General features: G+C 59.8%; 13 protein-coding genes. 7 read left to right on the top strand and 6 right to left on the bottom strand.

Annotated elements, in window-relative coordinates; genetic code table 11:
• From AC1MEE_RS23900 to fdhA, 5 genes are all read left to right on the top strand, one after another.
• Window positions 1–330 carry a sarcosine oxidase subunit delta gene (locus AC1MEE_RS23900; RefSeq protein ID WP_480411984.1) on the top strand — a complete coding sequence of 110 codons (330 nt, stop codon included), beginning with the start codon at window positions 1–3 and terminating at the stop codon, window positions 328–330.
• The gene (locus AC1MEE_RS23895; RefSeq protein WP_480411983.1) at window positions 327–3,344 is read left to right on the top strand and encodes a sarcosine oxidase subunit alpha; all 3,018 of its coding nucleotides are present in this window, start codon (window positions 327–329) and stop codon (window positions 3,342–3,344) included. The genes AC1MEE_RS23900 and AC1MEE_RS23895 overlap by 4 nt, the downstream gene beginning before the upstream one ends.
• 162 nt (window positions 3,345–3,506) lie before the next feature.
• The gene (locus tag AC1MEE_RS23890) at window positions 3,507–4,139 is read left to right on the top strand and encodes a sarcosine oxidase subunit gamma (protein ID WP_480411982.1); all 633 of its coding nucleotides are present in this window, start codon (window positions 3,507–3,509) and stop codon (window positions 4,137–4,139) included.
• Between the two features lie 12 nt (window positions 4,140–4,151).
• On the top strand, window positions 4,152–5,009 hold the full coding sequence (purU, locus tag AC1MEE_RS23885; RefSeq protein ID WP_480411981.1) for a formyltetrahydrofolate deformylase: 858 nt from the start codon (window positions 4,152–4,154) through the stop codon (window positions 5,007–5,009).
• An 86-nt stretch (window positions 5,010–5,095) separates the two neighbouring features.
• A complete protein-coding gene (gene fdhA / locus AC1MEE_RS23880) occupies window positions 5,096–6,295 on the top strand; it encodes a formaldehyde dehydrogenase, glutathione-independent (protein WP_480411980.1) in 1,200 nt (399 codons plus the stop codon).
• Window positions 6,296–6,469: 174 nt separating this feature from the next.
• Here the strand turns inward: fdhA and AC1MEE_RS23875 are convergent, their stop codons facing one another.
• The 3 genes from AC1MEE_RS23875 to AC1MEE_RS23865 all read right to left on the bottom strand — a co-directional run bounded on the left by AC1MEE_RS23875 (window position 6,470) and on the right by AC1MEE_RS23865 (window position 8,467).
• Window positions 6,470–7,144, bottom strand: a complete 675-nt coding sequence (locus AC1MEE_RS23875; RefSeq protein WP_480411979.1) for an anti-sigma factor — start codon at window positions 7,142–7,144, stop codon at window positions 6,470–6,472.
• Window positions 7,141–7,779: a sigma-70 family RNA polymerase sigma factor gene (locus AC1MEE_RS23870; RefSeq protein WP_480411978.1), complete on the bottom strand. Its 639-nt coding sequence runs from the start codon at window positions 7,777–7,779 to the stop codon at window positions 7,141–7,143. The genes AC1MEE_RS23875 and AC1MEE_RS23870 overlap by 4 nt, the downstream gene beginning before the upstream one ends.
• Window positions 7,780–7,873: 94 nt before the next feature.
• Window positions 7,874–8,467: a fasciclin domain-containing protein gene (locus tag AC1MEE_RS23865; protein WP_480411977.1), complete on the bottom strand. Its 594-nt coding sequence runs from the start codon at window positions 8,465–8,467 to the stop codon at window positions 7,874–7,876.
• Window positions 8,468–8,684: 217 nt separating this feature from the next.
• Here AC1MEE_RS23865 and AC1MEE_RS23860 point away from each other — a divergent pair, with 217 nt between their 5' ends.
• Window positions 8,685–9,224, top strand: a complete 540-nt coding sequence (locus AC1MEE_RS23860) for a DUF2780 domain-containing protein (RefSeq protein ID WP_480411976.1) — start codon at window positions 8,685–8,687, stop codon at window positions 9,222–9,224.
• Window positions 9,225–9,416: 192 nt separating this feature from the next.
• Window positions 9,417–9,914, top strand: a complete 498-nt coding sequence (gene rloA2 / locus AC1MEE_RS23855) for a retropepsin-like aspartic peptidase RloA2 (protein WP_480411975.1) — start codon at window positions 9,417–9,419, stop codon at window positions 9,912–9,914.
• A gap of 219 nt (window positions 9,915–10,133) precedes the next feature.
• On the opposite strand, the gene AC1MEE_RS23850 is transcribed toward rloA2, so the two are convergent.
• The 3 genes from AC1MEE_RS23850 to AC1MEE_RS23840 all read right to left on the bottom strand — a co-directional run bounded on the left by AC1MEE_RS23850 (window position 10,134) and on the right by AC1MEE_RS23840 (window position 13,470).
• The gene (locus AC1MEE_RS23850; protein ID WP_480411974.1) at window positions 10,134–10,763 is read right to left on the bottom strand and encodes a glutathione S-transferase family protein; all 630 of its coding nucleotides are present in this window, start codon (window positions 10,761–10,763) and stop codon (window positions 10,134–10,136) included.
• Window positions 10,764–10,831: 68 nt separating this feature from the next.
• Window positions 10,832–11,539, bottom strand: a complete 708-nt coding sequence (locus AC1MEE_RS23845; protein ID WP_480411973.1) for a 3'-5' exonuclease — start codon at window positions 11,537–11,539, stop codon at window positions 10,832–10,834.
• On the bottom strand, window positions 11,536–13,470 hold the full coding sequence (locus tag AC1MEE_RS23840) for a putative nucleotidyltransferase substrate binding domain-containing protein (RefSeq protein WP_480411972.1): 1,935 nt from the start codon (window positions 13,468–13,470) through the stop codon (window positions 11,536–11,538). The genes AC1MEE_RS23845 and AC1MEE_RS23840 overlap by 4 nt, the downstream gene beginning before the upstream one ends.
• Window positions 13,471–13,566 lie beyond the last annotated feature (96 nt).

Genomic DNA, 13,566 nt, shown 5'->3' with positions numbered 1-13,566 from the left:
ATGTTGCACATCTTCTGTCCTCACTGTGGCGAACTGCGCTCCGAAGAGGAATTCCACGCTTCGGGCCAGGCTCATATCCCGCGTCCGCTGGACCCGAATACCTGCACCGACGAACAGTGGGGCGACTACATGTTCTTCCGCGACAACCCGCGCGGTCTGCACCATGAACTGTGGATTCACGCCGCCGGTTGCCGTCAGTACTTCAACGCGACCCGTGACACCGTGACCTACGAAATTCTCGAGACTTACCCGATTGGCGCCAAGCCGCAATTCACCGGCAAAGCGGGCAGCCCGCAGTTGGCCAGCACTGGCTTAGGAGAGAAGGTATGAGCCAGAACAATCGCTTGCCTAACGGTGGCCGTATCGACCGTAGCAAGGTGTTGAACTTCACCTTCAATGGTCAGACCTATCAGGGCTTCGAAGGCGACACACTGGCCGCAGCGTTGCTGGCCAATGGCGTCGACATCATTGGCCGCAGCTTCAAGTATTCGCGTCCTCGCGGGATTTTTGCAGCGGGCTCCGAAGAGCCGAACGCCGTGTTGCAGATCGGTGCTACCGAAGCCACCCAGATCCCGAACGTGCGTGCCACGCAACAAGCGCTGTATCAAGGTTTGGTCGCCACCAGCACCAACGGCTGGCCGAGCGTGAACAATGACGTGATGGGGATTCTCGGTAAGGTCGGCGGCAAGCTGATGCCGCCGGGCTTCTACTACAAAACCTTCATGTACCCGCAATCGTTCTGGATGACCTACGAGAAGTACATCCGTAAGGCGGCGGGCCTTGGTCGTTCGCCTACTGAGAACGATCCGGACACCTACGACGCGATGAACCAGCACTGCGACGTGCTGATCGTCGGCGCCGGCCCTGCTGGCCTGGCCGCAGCTCTGGCTGCCGGTCGTAGCGGTGCGCGAGTGATCCTGGCCGATGAACAGGAAGAATTCGGCGGCAGTCTGCTGGACAGCCGTGAAAGCCTGGACGGTAAACCTGCGGCCGAATGGGTCGCCACGGTGCTGGCCGAGCTGAAAAAAATGCCGGAAGTGATCTTGCTGCCACGGGCGACTGTGAACGGCTATCACGACCATAACTTCCTGACCATTCACGAACGTCTGGCCGATCACCTTGGTGACCGCGCGCCGATTGGCCAAGTGCGTCAGCGCATGCACCGGGTTCGCGCCAACCGCGTGGTGCTGGCTACCGGTACTCACGAACGTCCACTGGTTTACGGCAACAACGACGTGCCGGGCAACATGCTCGCCGGCGCTGTTTCCACCTACGTCCGCCGTTATGGCGTGGCGCCGGGCAAAAAACTGGTGCTGTCGACCAACAACGATCACGCCTACCGCGTAGCGCTGGACTGGTTTGATGCCAGCCTGCAAGTAGTGGCGATCGCCGATGCGCGCAGCAACCCACGCGGCGCACTGGTTGAAGAAGCGCGGGCCAAAGGGATTCGCATCCTGACCTCCAGCGCTGTGGTTGAAGCGCGCGGCACCAAGCGCGTCACGGCGGCGCGTGTTGCCGCCATCGACGTCAAAGGCCATCGCGTCACCAGCCCTGGCGAATGGCTCGATTGTGACCTGGTTGCCAGTTCCGGTGGTTACAGCCCAATCGTGCACTTGGCGTCCCACTTGGGCGGCAAGCCGATCTGGCGTGAAGACATCCTCGGTTTCGTACCGGGCGAAGCACCGCAAAAACGCGTCTGCGTCGGTGGCGTGAACGGTGTGTACAGCCTGGCTGATGCCTTGGCTAATGGTTTTGAAGGCGGCGCCCGCGCAGCCAGCGAAGCCGGTTTCAAAGCAGTCCAGGGCGTGTTGCCAAAAGCCCTGGCCCGTCTGGAAGAACCAACCCTGGCGCTGTTCCAGGTGCCTCATGACAAAGCGACTGCACGGGCGCCGAAGCAATTCGTCGACCTGCAGAACGACGTCACCGCTGCCGCCATCGAACTGGCGACCCGCGAAGGTTTTGAGTCGGTCGAACACGTTAAACGCTACACCGCGCTCGGTTTCGGTACCGATCAAGGCAAGCTCGGCAACGTCAACGGTCTGGCCATTGCTGCCCGCTCGTTGAACATGTCGATCACCGAAATGGGCACCACGATGTTCCGCCCGAACTACACGCCGGTGACCTTCGGCGCGATAGCCGGTCGTCACGCCGGGCACATCTTCGAACCTGTGCGCTTCACCGCGCTGCACGCCTGGCACGTTAAAAAGGGCGCCGAGTTCGAAGACGTCGGTCAGTGGAAGCGCCCTTGGTACTTCCCGAGAAATGGCGAAGACCTGCACGCTGCGGTCAGCCGTGAATGCAAAGCCGTGCGCGACAGCGTCGGCCTGCTCGATGCCTCGACACTGGGCAAGATCGATATTCAAGGTCCTGATGCGCGGGAATTCCTCAACCGCATCTACACCAACGCCTGGACCAAGCTCGACGTGGGCAAGGCGCGTTACGGCCTGATGTGTAAAGAAGACGGCATGGTGTTCGACGATGGCGTGACCGCCTGTATCGCCGACAACCACTTCCTGATGACCACCACCACCGGCGGCGCCGCACGCGTACTGCAATGGCTGGAAATCTACCAACAGACCGAATGGCCAGACCTGAAGGTGTACTTCACTTCCGTCACTGACCATTGGGCGACCCTGACCTTGTCCGGCCCCAACAGCCGCAAGCTGCTCAGCGAAGTCACGGCTATCGATCTGGACAAGGACGCTTTCCCGTTCATGACCTGGAAAGAAGGTCTGGTGGGCGGTGTGCCGGCTCGGGTGTTCCGTATCTCGTTCACCGGTGAACTCTCGTACGAGGTCAACATCCAGGCCGACTACGCCATGGGTGTGCTGGAAAAAATCGCCGAAGCGGGCAAGAAGTACAACCTGACGCCATACGGCACTGAAACCATGCACGTCCTGCGGGCCGAGAAGGGCTTCATCATCGTCGGTCAAGACACCGACGGCTCGATGACTCCGGACGACCTGAACATGGGCTGGTGCGTAGGCCGGACCAAACCGTTCTCGTGGCTCGGCTGGCGTGGCATGAACCGCGAAGACTGCGTGCGTGACCAACGTAAACAGCTAGTGGGCCTCAAGCCTGTAGACCCGAAAAAATGGCTGCCCGAAGGCGCGCAACTGGTATTCGATACCAAACAGTCGATCCCGATGAGCATGGTCGGTCACGTGACCTCCAGCTACACCAATGGCTCGTTGGGTTATTCGTTCGCGCTGGGCGTGGTCAAAGGCGGCTTGAAGCGCATGGGCGAACGGGTGTTCGCACCCTTGGCCGATGGCAGCGTGATCGAAGCCGAAATCGTTTCTTCGGTGTTCTTCGATCCGAAAGGCGAGCAGCAGAACGTTTGACGATAACGCCGCCGCCCTCCTGTAGGAGCTGCCGGAGGCTGCGATCTGCCGCGAAGCGGTAGTGATGTTGAGCATTGAAGGTCCTTCGGACCTTATCGCAGCCTTCGGCAGCTCCTACAAGTGCCGCACAGTGAAACAAACAGAATTCAGAACAGGTGCTTTATGACCACAGCCAACGTTTACCAACAGCGGCCAACGACCGGCGAAAAAGCCGAGTCGCCGCTGTTCCATGCCGACCTCAAGAGCTTGGTCGGCAAGGGCCGCAACAACCCTGGCGTAACCCTGCGCGAGAAAAAATTGCTGGGCCATTTGACCCTGCGTGGCGATGGCAAAGACCCGGCATTCGCAGCCGGTGTTGCCAAGGCGCTGGGCATGGAACTGCCGGTCGCACTGACCGTTGTTGCCAATGGCGACAGCTCGCTGCAATGGCTGGGCCCGGATGAATGGCTGCTGATCGTCCCGAGTGGCGAAGAGCTGGCTGCCGAACAGCGTCTGCGTGAAGCGTTGACCGGGCTGCATATTGCCGTGGTCAACGTCAGCGGCGGACAAAGCCTGCTGGAACTGACCGGGCCCAAGGTTCGCGAAGTGCTGATGAAATCCACCAGCTATGACGTGCATCCGAACAACTTCCCGGTGGGTAAAGCCATCGGCACCGTGTTCGCCAAGTCGCAATTGGTGATTCGCCGCACGGGTGAAGAAACCTGGGAGCTGCTGATCCGTCGCTCATTCTCCGACTACTGGTGGCTGTGGTTGCAGGACGCCAGCGCCGAATACGGTTTGAGCATCAAGGCCTGAGGAACGAATGACATGAGCCGCGCCCCCGATACATGGATTCTGACTGCCGACTGCCCGAGCGTTTTAGGCACGGTGGACGCGGTGACCCGCTATTTGTTCGAGCAGGGCTGTTACGTCACCGAGCACCACTCCTTCGATGACCGGCTGTCGAGCCGGTTCTTTATCCGCATCGAGTTTCGCCAACCGGAGGGCTTCGATGAACAGGCTTTCCGTACAGGGCTGGCCGCGCGTGGTGAAGCCTTCGGTATGGTCTTCGAGCTGACCGCGCCCAACTATCGGCCCAAAGTGGTGATCATGGTCTCCAAGGCCGATCACTGCCTGAACGATCTGCTCTATCGGCAGCGCATCGGGCAGTTGTCCATGGATGTGGTGGCGGTGATTTCCAACCACCCGGACCTGGAACCGCTGGCGCGCTGGCACGATGTTCCTTATTACCACTTCGCCCTCGATCCGCATGACAAACCGGCGCAAGAGCGTCAGGTGTGGCAAGTGATCCAGGAGTCCGGTGCCGAACTGGTGGTCCTCGCCCGCTACATGCAGGTGTTGTCGCCAGAGCTGTGCCGCCGTCTCGATGGCTGGGCGATCAATATCCATCACTCGTTGCTGCCCGGCTTCAAGGGCGCAAAACCGTACCATCAGGCCTACAACAAGGGCGTGAAACTGGTCGGTGCAACGGCGCATTACATCAACAACGACCTCGACGAAGGCCCGATCATTGCCCAGGGCGTCGAAGCGGTCGATCACAGCCACTACCCCGAAGACCTGATCGCCAAAGGCCGGGATATCGAGGGTCAGACGCTGGCGAGGGCAGTGGGTTATCACATTGAGCGGCGCGTGTTCCTGAACGCGAATCGCACAGTCATTTTGTAAATTTCATGCAATACAGGGCGCGTTGCGGATCTCCTGTATCAACGCTGCGCGCTACGCCGCTACTAAAACAAAAGTGAGGTGAAGGCATGTCTGGTAATCGTGGTGTGGTGTATCTCGGCAATGGCAAGGTCGAAGTGCAGAAAATTGACTATCCAAAAATGCAGGACCCGCGCGGCAGGAAGATCGAACACGGTGTCATCCTGCGCGTGGTATCCACCAATATCTGTGGTTCGGACCAGCACATGGTGCGCGGGCGTACCACCGCCCAGACTGGTCTGGTCCTGGGTCACGAGATCACCGGTGAAGTGATCGAGAAGGGCAGCGATGTCGAGAATCTGAAAATCGGCGACCTGGTATCGGTGCCGTTCAACGTCGCTTGCGGCCGCTGCCGTTCCTGCAAAGAGCAACACACCGGTGTCTGCCTGAGCGTTAACCCGGCGCGTCCGGGCGGTGCTTATGGCTATGTCGACATGGGTGACTGGACCGGTGGCCAGGCCGAATACGCGATGGTGCCGTATGCCGACTTCAACCTGCTTAAACTCCCGGATCGCGACCGGGCCATGGAAAAAATCCGTGACCTGACCTGCCTCTCCGACATCCTGCCGACCGGTTACCATGGCGCAGTGACTGCCGGCGTTGGCCCGGGCAGCACCGTGTACATTGCCGGCGCCGGCCCGGTCGGTCTGGCAGCAGCGGCCTCCGCTCGCCTGCTGGGCGCAGCAGTGGTGATCATCGGTGACGTCAACCCGATCCGCCTGGCCCACGCCAAGGCTCAGGGTTTTGAAATCGCTGACCTGTCCACAGATACCCCGCTGCACGAACAGATCGCTGCACTGCTGGGTGAGCCAGAAGTTGACTGTGCCGTCGACGCCGTTGGCTTCGAAGCTCGCGGTCACGGCCATGACGGCGTGAAGCACGAGGCTCCGGCTACCGTACTTAACTCCCTGATGGGCGTGGTTCGCGTCGCTGGCAAGATCGGTATTCCTGGCCTCTACGTCACCGAAGATCCGGGTGCAGTCGATGCCGCTGCGAAAATGGGCAGCCTGAGCATCCGCTTCGGTCTGGGCTGGGCTAAATCCCACAGCTTCCACACTGGCCAGACCCCGGTCATGAAGTACAACCGCCAACTGATGCAAGCCATCATGTGGGACCGCATCAAAATCGCTGACATCGTCGGTGTCGAAGTCATCAGCCTCGACGAAGCACCACGCGGTTACGGCGAATTCGATGCCGGCGTACCGAAGAAGTTTGTGATTGATCCACACAAGATGTTTAGTGCGGCGTAAGTCGTAATAGCAATAACGAAGGGCGGCGCAATGCCGCCCTTTTTCGTGGACGAAGATTTGTGGGAGCAGGCTTGCCTGCGAAGAAATTGACGCGGTGTGTCAGGCAAACCGCATCAGGCTATTCGCAGGCAAGCCTGCTCCCACAGGTTGGGGCAGGCATTGCATTTGTGGTGGTCAAAGCCCTGCCAATGCCCCTTGATACAGCACCGGCCCGGTCGGTTGTCCGGTTGGCGAGCCGCCTTCGGGTTCGAGGCTGACGGCCAGGGTGATGGGGGCGCCGAGCAGTTTCTGTTGGCTTTCGCTCAGGATGATTCGGCCTTTTCCGTGTGCGGGCAGCAGGCCCAGGGACACCGGTTTGCCGTCTGCCGGGATGGCCCAGAGTTCCAGGCTGCGACCCGTGTCTACAGGGGCCAGCGTCAGAGGTTCGATATTCAGATAATGGCTGTACGCCTGAACGCTGATCGCGGGCTGCTGATTGGCGGCCATCAGGGTGGCGTTGTAGTTCGGGGTATCGCGTTTGTAGAGCACGCCGAGGGTGATCGCGACGATCAGCGAGCAAGCGACGGCAGCAATCCGCAGCCAGTTCCAGAACGGACGCTTGGCCGGGACGTGCAACTCTTGCGGATCGATCCGCGCCACGATGGCATCCCAGACGCGTTCCGGCACCGCTTGCTCGGGCAGGGGCTCGGCGAGGGTGGCGAGGGTGGCCTGCCATTGGGCCAGTTCGGCGCGCATGGCGGGGTCATCCAGCAACAGCTGTTCGAAACGGCGGCGCGCGGCAGTGGACATCAAACCGATGGCGTAGTCAGCGGCGAGAGCGCGGCGCAGTGCGGGTTGTTGGTAGTTCATGATTCAAGGCACCTGCGCAGGCGTTCCATGCCCCGGCGAATCCAGGATTTGACCGAACCGAGCGGTGCGGCTAATTGCGCGGCCAGATCAGCGTGGGACACACCATGGAAATAAGCACTGATGATCGATTTGCGCTGCATGCCGTCAAGGGTGTCCAGGCAGCGCTGCAACGCATGGGCTTCACGTTTACTGTCGAGTTGTTCGGGTGCGCCCGGGCTGTCATCGCACAGTGCATCAGCCTGTTCATCTGTCAGCGGTACTTCACGGTGCTTGCGCAACTGGTCGATGGCCTGATTGCGGGTGATGTTGACCATCCACGTCATCGGCGCCGACAGATTGGCGTCGTAACGCGAGGCGTTGTGCCAGATTCGCACGAAGCTTTCCTGCAACACCTCTTCGGCCAGATCGCTGCGGTTCATGCAGCGCAGGGCGACAGCGAACAAACGTCTGGAAGCCCTGCGATAGAGACTTTCAAAGGCCCGTCGGTTGCCCAGCGTGCATTCAGCCAGCAGTTGCCTGAGTTCATCGGCGTCGACAGAAGAAATAGTGGTTCTCCAGACAAGGTGAAGAGGTCGGCCATGCTGTGTGCCAGGTCCATGGCAGGGTAGTCCAGGTTGAGCCGCTATACCATTCACCTCGGTGCTCTCTACTTATAGGGGTTGGCTTTATAAGCGCTCTCTTTATAAAAGGAGCCACCGGCATGCCCGATCAGGCATGCCGGTGAAGGCTTCAGCTTTTAGGCAGTAGCACTCGGTCGATGACGTGAATTACGCCATTGGATTGAGTGACGTCGTAAGTACTGATGTCGGCAACACCGCCTTTTTCATCCTTGATCAAGATGTTGTGCGGGCCATTCATCATCAGCCACAGTTTGCCGCCGCTGACGGTGGTCAGCTCGGCTTTGCCGCCGCCAGCCTTGATCCGCTTGGCCAGTTCCGCCATGTCGAGATTCCCGGCGACTACGTGGTAGGTCAGGATGTGAGTCAGGGTGCCTTTGTTTTCAGGTTTGAGCAGGGTGTCGACAGTGCCGGCAGGTAGAGCGGCGAACGCGGAGTTGACTGGGGCGAAGACCGTGAAAGGGCCTTTGCCTTTCAAGGTATCGACCAGGCCGGCCGCTTTCACTGCAGCGACCAGCGTCGTGTGATCGGCCGAGTTGACGGCGTTGTCGACGATATCTTTACTCGGCAACATGCTTTGCCCGCCGACCATTACAGTGGGGTGCGACATATCGGCCGCTTGCACGGTGCTGAAAGCAAAACTGGTGGACAACGCCAACGTCAGCAGGCTGGCGATCAAGGGAGCTTTAATCGATGTGCGCTTCATGGTGATGATCCTTGGTGGAAAAAATCGGCCAGAGAATCTGTCCGTGCTTGATATACGCAAGGGCCGTCAGAGTGGATGCAGGCGGATGAAAATATTATTCGCAGGGCGCAGGGAGCGGTGCCTCAAGGGCGCAAGGGAACATTCACGCCACGGCTGCGGTCAAATCGTCAGTTTTATACCGGCACTCGCCGGATCCATGGATCAAGGGGCTGTTTCGATGAAGATTTCACGCGGTTTTGCACTGGCTACGCTCATGACCCTGGCAGCGAGCCCGGTCTTCGCTTTTAACCTCAACGATGCGGCTAATGCGGTTTCCGGAGCGACCGGCGGCAACCAGAACACCGCAACTACGCCCCAGGCGGCGGGCTTGCTCAATACCTTGGGGACCCAGCTCAACGTGACCCCGGAGCAAGCGGTCGGCGGTACCGGCGCGTTGCTGGGTCTGGCCCAGAACAAATTGAGCGGCAACGACTATTCACAGCTGACCAAGTCTGTCCCGGGCCTTGATCAATTGTCCGGTCTCGGCGCGCTGGGCAGTTTGGGCGGCCTGATGGGCAACTCCGGTGGTTCGGCAGCGAGCAGCCTGATGGGCAACGTCAAGAGCATGGCGGACGTCAACTCGGCGTTCAGCGCGTTGGGCATGGACAGTGGCATGGTTGGCCAGTTCGCCCCGCTGATCCTGCAATACCTGGGTCAGCAAGGCGCCAGTGGTTCGGCGCTGAAAAGCCTGGGCAGCCTGTGGAATGTCGGCGGCTGATTCAGTTGTTTGACGCATCGTCGTGCGAGGCGACGATGCGTGCCTTATTGTCCTCCCACAGCGACTGTTTACGAATGTTTCACGCAGGACTATCTATGCTGGCGGCCAGTTGCACCGGCGAACCCAATCAAATGTGACGGTCTAAATCGGGTGCGACATGCAGGCTTCATCCATTTGCGAGGAACCCCTTACGTGAAATCAATTCTGGCCTTGTTGTCCCTGTTAGCCCTTCCTGTGATGGCCGCTGAGCCAACGTTGTATGGTCGCTACGAATACATCGGGGTGCCGGAAATCGGCGAAATCTTCAAAGCCAAAATGGACACAGGTGCCTTGACCGCTTCGCTGTCGGCCAAGGACATCGAGTTGTTCAAGCGTGATGGCGAAGACTGGGTGCGCTTCCGCCTGGCGACCAAGGGTGCCAGCGACAAGGTTTACGAGCACAAGATTGCGCGGATCAGCAAGATCAAGACCCGCGCCGAGGAAAATGACGAAGACGGCGCCGACCCAACCAAGCGTCCGGTGGTCGATCTGGAGTTGTGCCTGGGTAATGTCAAACGCACCGTCGAGGTCAACCTGACCGACCGCAGCAGCTTCAATTACCCGCTGCTGATCGGTGCCAAAGCCCTTCGTGAATTCGGTGCGGCCATCAATCCGGCACGCCGTTATACCGCTGATAAACCTGATTGCTGAACAGCGATCCTGATGTGTTTACACATTCCCTGTAGGAGCTGACTTGTCTGCGATAAGGGCCGAAGGACCTTCCAGCGGCGGTGAATCCACCATTTTTGCCAGCGCTTCGGTCGAGCGCGACCCCGGACGGATCGCAGACAAGTCAGCTCCTACGCCCTCCGGGCAGAATCGAGGCCGAGTTTGCTGCGCGACAGCGCGGGATCGCCTACAAATGAAGCCTCACGCCGGCGGCTGAGTGCTCTGCATCGACGGCCGCTTGCTGACGTCGGCATACCAGTTGGCCAGGCGTGGATAGCTGCTGCGCCAGTTCAAATCAGGCTGACGGAAATCCAGATACCCCAGGGCGCAAGCCATGCTAATGGCGGCAATATCGAAATGGGCACTGAGTTCGGCGACTGTGTCCTGTTCGAAATAGGCCAGGGCGCGCTGGATTTTTTTCGCCTGATTGCTCAGCCACACATCCCACTGTTTTTCCGGGGGACGCAAGGCCGTTTCATAACGAATCAGCAGCGCCGCATCGAGCAATGCATCGGCCAGTGACGCCAGGGTCAAACGCCTCCAGCGTGCCGAACCCTCGCGTGGGATCAGCGGATTACCGACGTGCTGCTGATCGAAGTAATCGAGAATCACTCGGCTGTCATGAATCACATTCCCGTCGGCCAAACGCAGCGCTGGCAACTTGCCTGCCGGGTTGTCCAGGTTGAGCGCCGCGTCCGGGCTGACCGGGCTGACCTGAGTCGGCAGCAACGCCACCCGCTCAAACTGCCCGGTCTCATGCAGCAGGACCAGAACTTTGCGCACAAAAGGCGATGCCGGGTTGTAGAACAAGGTCAGGCTGGGGACGGACATGGGGATTCCTCGGGCGGGACAGGCGCCTAGACTAATCAGCGTGTCGGTTGTCCGCAATGTCGACGGGGCTAAAACGAATGGGATTGTTGCCGTCTGCGCCACTGGCTAAGGCTTTGGTCGAGGCGGGCCGGGCTGTCGAGCTGTTGGCGGCTGGCGTGGCTGAACAGAATCAGCGCCAGTTCGGCGGTGACCAGCGCGTCGGCGCTGGCGTGATGGCGTTCGCCAGCGTGCAGACCGAAAAACGCGGTCCAGTCATCCAGCCCGGCCTGACGAATATTCGCCCCAGGGCAAAGCATAGGCGCCATCTCGGCGACATCGACAAAGCGGTGCTGCAAGCGATAACCGAGGCTGTCTTTCAGGGCCCGGCCGAGCATGTGCTGGTCGAATGCCGCGTGAAATGCCATCAGCGGGCTATTACCGACGAATTCCATCAGGTCCAGCAGGGCGTCGACCGGTTCGCTGCCGGCGGCGATGGCGCTGGGCCCCAGCCCATGAATCAGCACGCTGGGGCTGAGTTTGTGATCCGGGCGCAGCAGCGTGCGCTCGAACTGTTGAGCAAAATCGATGGCGCCGTCCTCGATGACCACCGCGCCGATCGACAGCACCTGATCACGATTGAGGTTCAGACCGCTGGTTTCCAGGTCCAGTACCACCCAGCGCTGCTCGCGTAGTGGGTTCTGATTGAGCGGCGCACAAGGCGCCAACTGCGCCAGTCGTTGTTGTTGGCGTGCGTTCAATATTGGGGCGTGCGGGCGTAGCCAGGCGAATAGATTCATAGCTGATAGCGTAGCGTCAGGCTGCTTTGCAGACGTTGGGCCTGGCGTAGCGCTTCGCGCAGAATGCGTCGATCCAGATGATTGAGAATGTCCGGGTCGACCCGGTTGGAATATGGCAGATTCTGTCGGCTTTGCAGTTGATGTTGCTGCATGCGGGTTTGCTGGATGAAGTGATAAGCCTCTTCATAAGCCGCGCCATCCAGTGGCTCGATCACTTCTTTGGCGACCAGCTGGCGCAGGCGTTCCAGGGTGTTATTGGCTTCTATGCCGTTGGCCAGGGCGAGCAGGCGGGCGCCATCGACAAAGGGGGTAAGGCCCTGGACTTTAAGGTCTAGCGTGGCCTTTTCACTGCCCTTGCGCGCCAGCACGAACTCGCGGAAGCGCCCGACCGGTGGCCGCTGGCGAAGTGCATTGTCGGCCAGCATGCGCTGGAACAAACGGTTGTCAGCGACCTGATCGAGAATCCCGCGCCGCAGTTGATCGACGCTGTGCTCATCGCCCCAGACCACCCGCAAGTCGAAATAGATGCTGGAGGCCAGCAGGTTGTCAGGTGTCGCCTCGCGAATGAACGCGGCAAAGCGTCTCGCCCATTCAGCGCGGGACAGGCACAGTTCCGGGTTGCCGGCCATGATATTGCCTTTGCACAAGGTAAATCCGCACTGTGCCAGGCTTTGATTGATCTGCTGGGCCAAGGGCAACAGCTTTCCACGGATCTCGGCCGCTTCTGCCGCATCGCCGGCTTCGAACAGAATTCCGTTGTCCTGATCGGTGTACAGCGTCTGCTCGCGGCGACCCTCGCTGCCGAAGCACAGCCAGCTGAACGCAATGCCGGGGTCGCCTTTTTCTTGCAAGGTCAGTTCGATGACCCTGCACACCGTATGGTCGTTGAGCAGGGTGATGATCTGGGTGATCTGCGTCGACGAGGCGCCATGGGCGAGCATGCGGTCGACCAGTTGCACGATTTCCCCGCGCAGGTTGGCCAGGCTTTCAATGCGCGGCGCATTGCGGATGGTTCGCGCCAGGTGCACCAGATCCACGCGTTGCAACGAGAACAGATCACGCTCGGACACCACGCCGCACAAACGCTGATTCTTTACCAGGCAGACGTGGGCGATATGCCGCTCGGTCATGGCGATGGCTGCATCAAAGGCGCTGGCGTCGGGGCTGAGGAAAAACGGTTTCTGAATCATCCGTCGTTCGATGGGCAGACCGAAGTCGTCATTGCCGTCGGCGACCACCTGGCGCAAATCGCGCAGGGTGAAAATGCCCAGCGGTGCTTTGCGCTCATCGACGATCACGATACTGCCGACTTGTTGGTCGTGCATCAGTTTGACCGCTTCCCGCAGGGGCGTTTCAGGGAGGCAGGTCACGGGATGACGCATCGCCAGTTCGCCGAGACGGGTGTTCAACGAATATTGCGTGCCGAGGGTTTCCGCGGCGCGTTGCTGAACCTGCTGATTGACCTGATCGAGCAGGCTGCTGACCCCGCGCAAGGCAAAATCGCGGAAGGTGCTGGAGAGGGCGAACAGCTTGATGAACGCCAGCTTGTTCAGTTGCAGGCAGAAGGTGTCTTCGGCCGCCAGGTGCTCGGTGCGCGTGGCCCGTTCACCCAGTAGCGCCGCCAGCGGGAAACATTCCCCTGCGGCAATTTCGAACGTGGTCTCGGTGCCGCGCTTGGCCGAATGAGGGCGCTCACCGACCACCCGACCTTGTTTGACGATGTAAAAGTGTTCGACCGGTCCGTCGCTGGGCTTGATGATGCTTTCGTCAGCTGCGTAAAAACGCAATTGGCACTGTTCGACCAGGTACGCGAGGTGGGCGTTTTCCATCTGGTTGAACGGCGGGAATTTCTGCAGGAACTGTATGGTGCCGTAAATGTTCTGCAACACCGCTGTTTTGCCTGCCTGGGCGAAAGCATCTGCTTTACTCATGACCACTACCGCACTTTATTTATCGAACCGTCGTTATCAAATGGTTTTATCGACAACCATGGTCGGCCGCTTGCAGGGCCGTGCCCATTGGACGTA

The sequence above is a fragment of the Pseudomonas sp. ASL3 genome (assembly GCF_056680425.1).
Note: the sequence above shows the minus strand (reverse complement) of the source record. Positions and strands in the feature narration are given on the sequence as shown.

Coding starts and splice junctions, on each gene's coding strand:
- AC1MEE_RS23900 (WP_480411984.1), top strand. CDS start 1: ATGTTGCACATCTTCTGTCCTCACTGTGGCGAACTGCGCTCCGAAGAG.
- AC1MEE_RS23895 (WP_480411983.1), top strand. CDS start 327: ATGAGCCAGAACAATCGCTTGCCTAACGGTGGCCGTATCGACCGTAGC.
- AC1MEE_RS23890 (WP_480411982.1), top strand. CDS start 3,507: ATGACCACAGCCAACGTTTACCAACAGCGGCCAACGACCGGCGAAAAA.
- purU (WP_480411981.1), top strand. CDS start 4,152: ATGAGCCGCGCCCCCGATACATGGATTCTGACTGCCGACTGCCCGAGC.
- fdhA (WP_480411980.1), top strand. CDS start 5,096: ATGTCTGGTAATCGTGGTGTGGTGTATCTCGGCAATGGCAAGGTCGAA.
- AC1MEE_RS23875 (WP_480411979.1), bottom strand. CDS start 7,144: ATGAACTACCAACAACCCGCACTGCGCCGCGCTCTCGCCGCTGACTAC.
- AC1MEE_RS23865 (WP_480411977.1), bottom strand. CDS start 8,467: ATGAAGCGCACATCGATTAAAGCTCCCTTGATCGCCAGCCTGCTGACG.
- AC1MEE_RS23860 (WP_480411976.1), top strand. CDS start 8,685: ATGAAGATTTCACGCGGTTTTGCACTGGCTACGCTCATGACCCTGGCA.
- AC1MEE_RS23850 (WP_480411974.1), bottom strand. CDS start 10,763: ATGTCCGTCCCCAGCCTGACCTTGTTCTACAACCCGGCATCGCCTTTT.
- AC1MEE_RS23845 (WP_480411973.1), bottom strand. CDS start 11,539: ATGAATCTATTCGCCTGGCTACGCCCGCACGCCCCAATATTGAACGCA.
- AC1MEE_RS23840 (WP_480411972.1), bottom strand. CDS start 13,470: ATGAGTAAAGCAGATGCTTTCGCCCAGGCAGGCAAAACAGCGGTGTTG.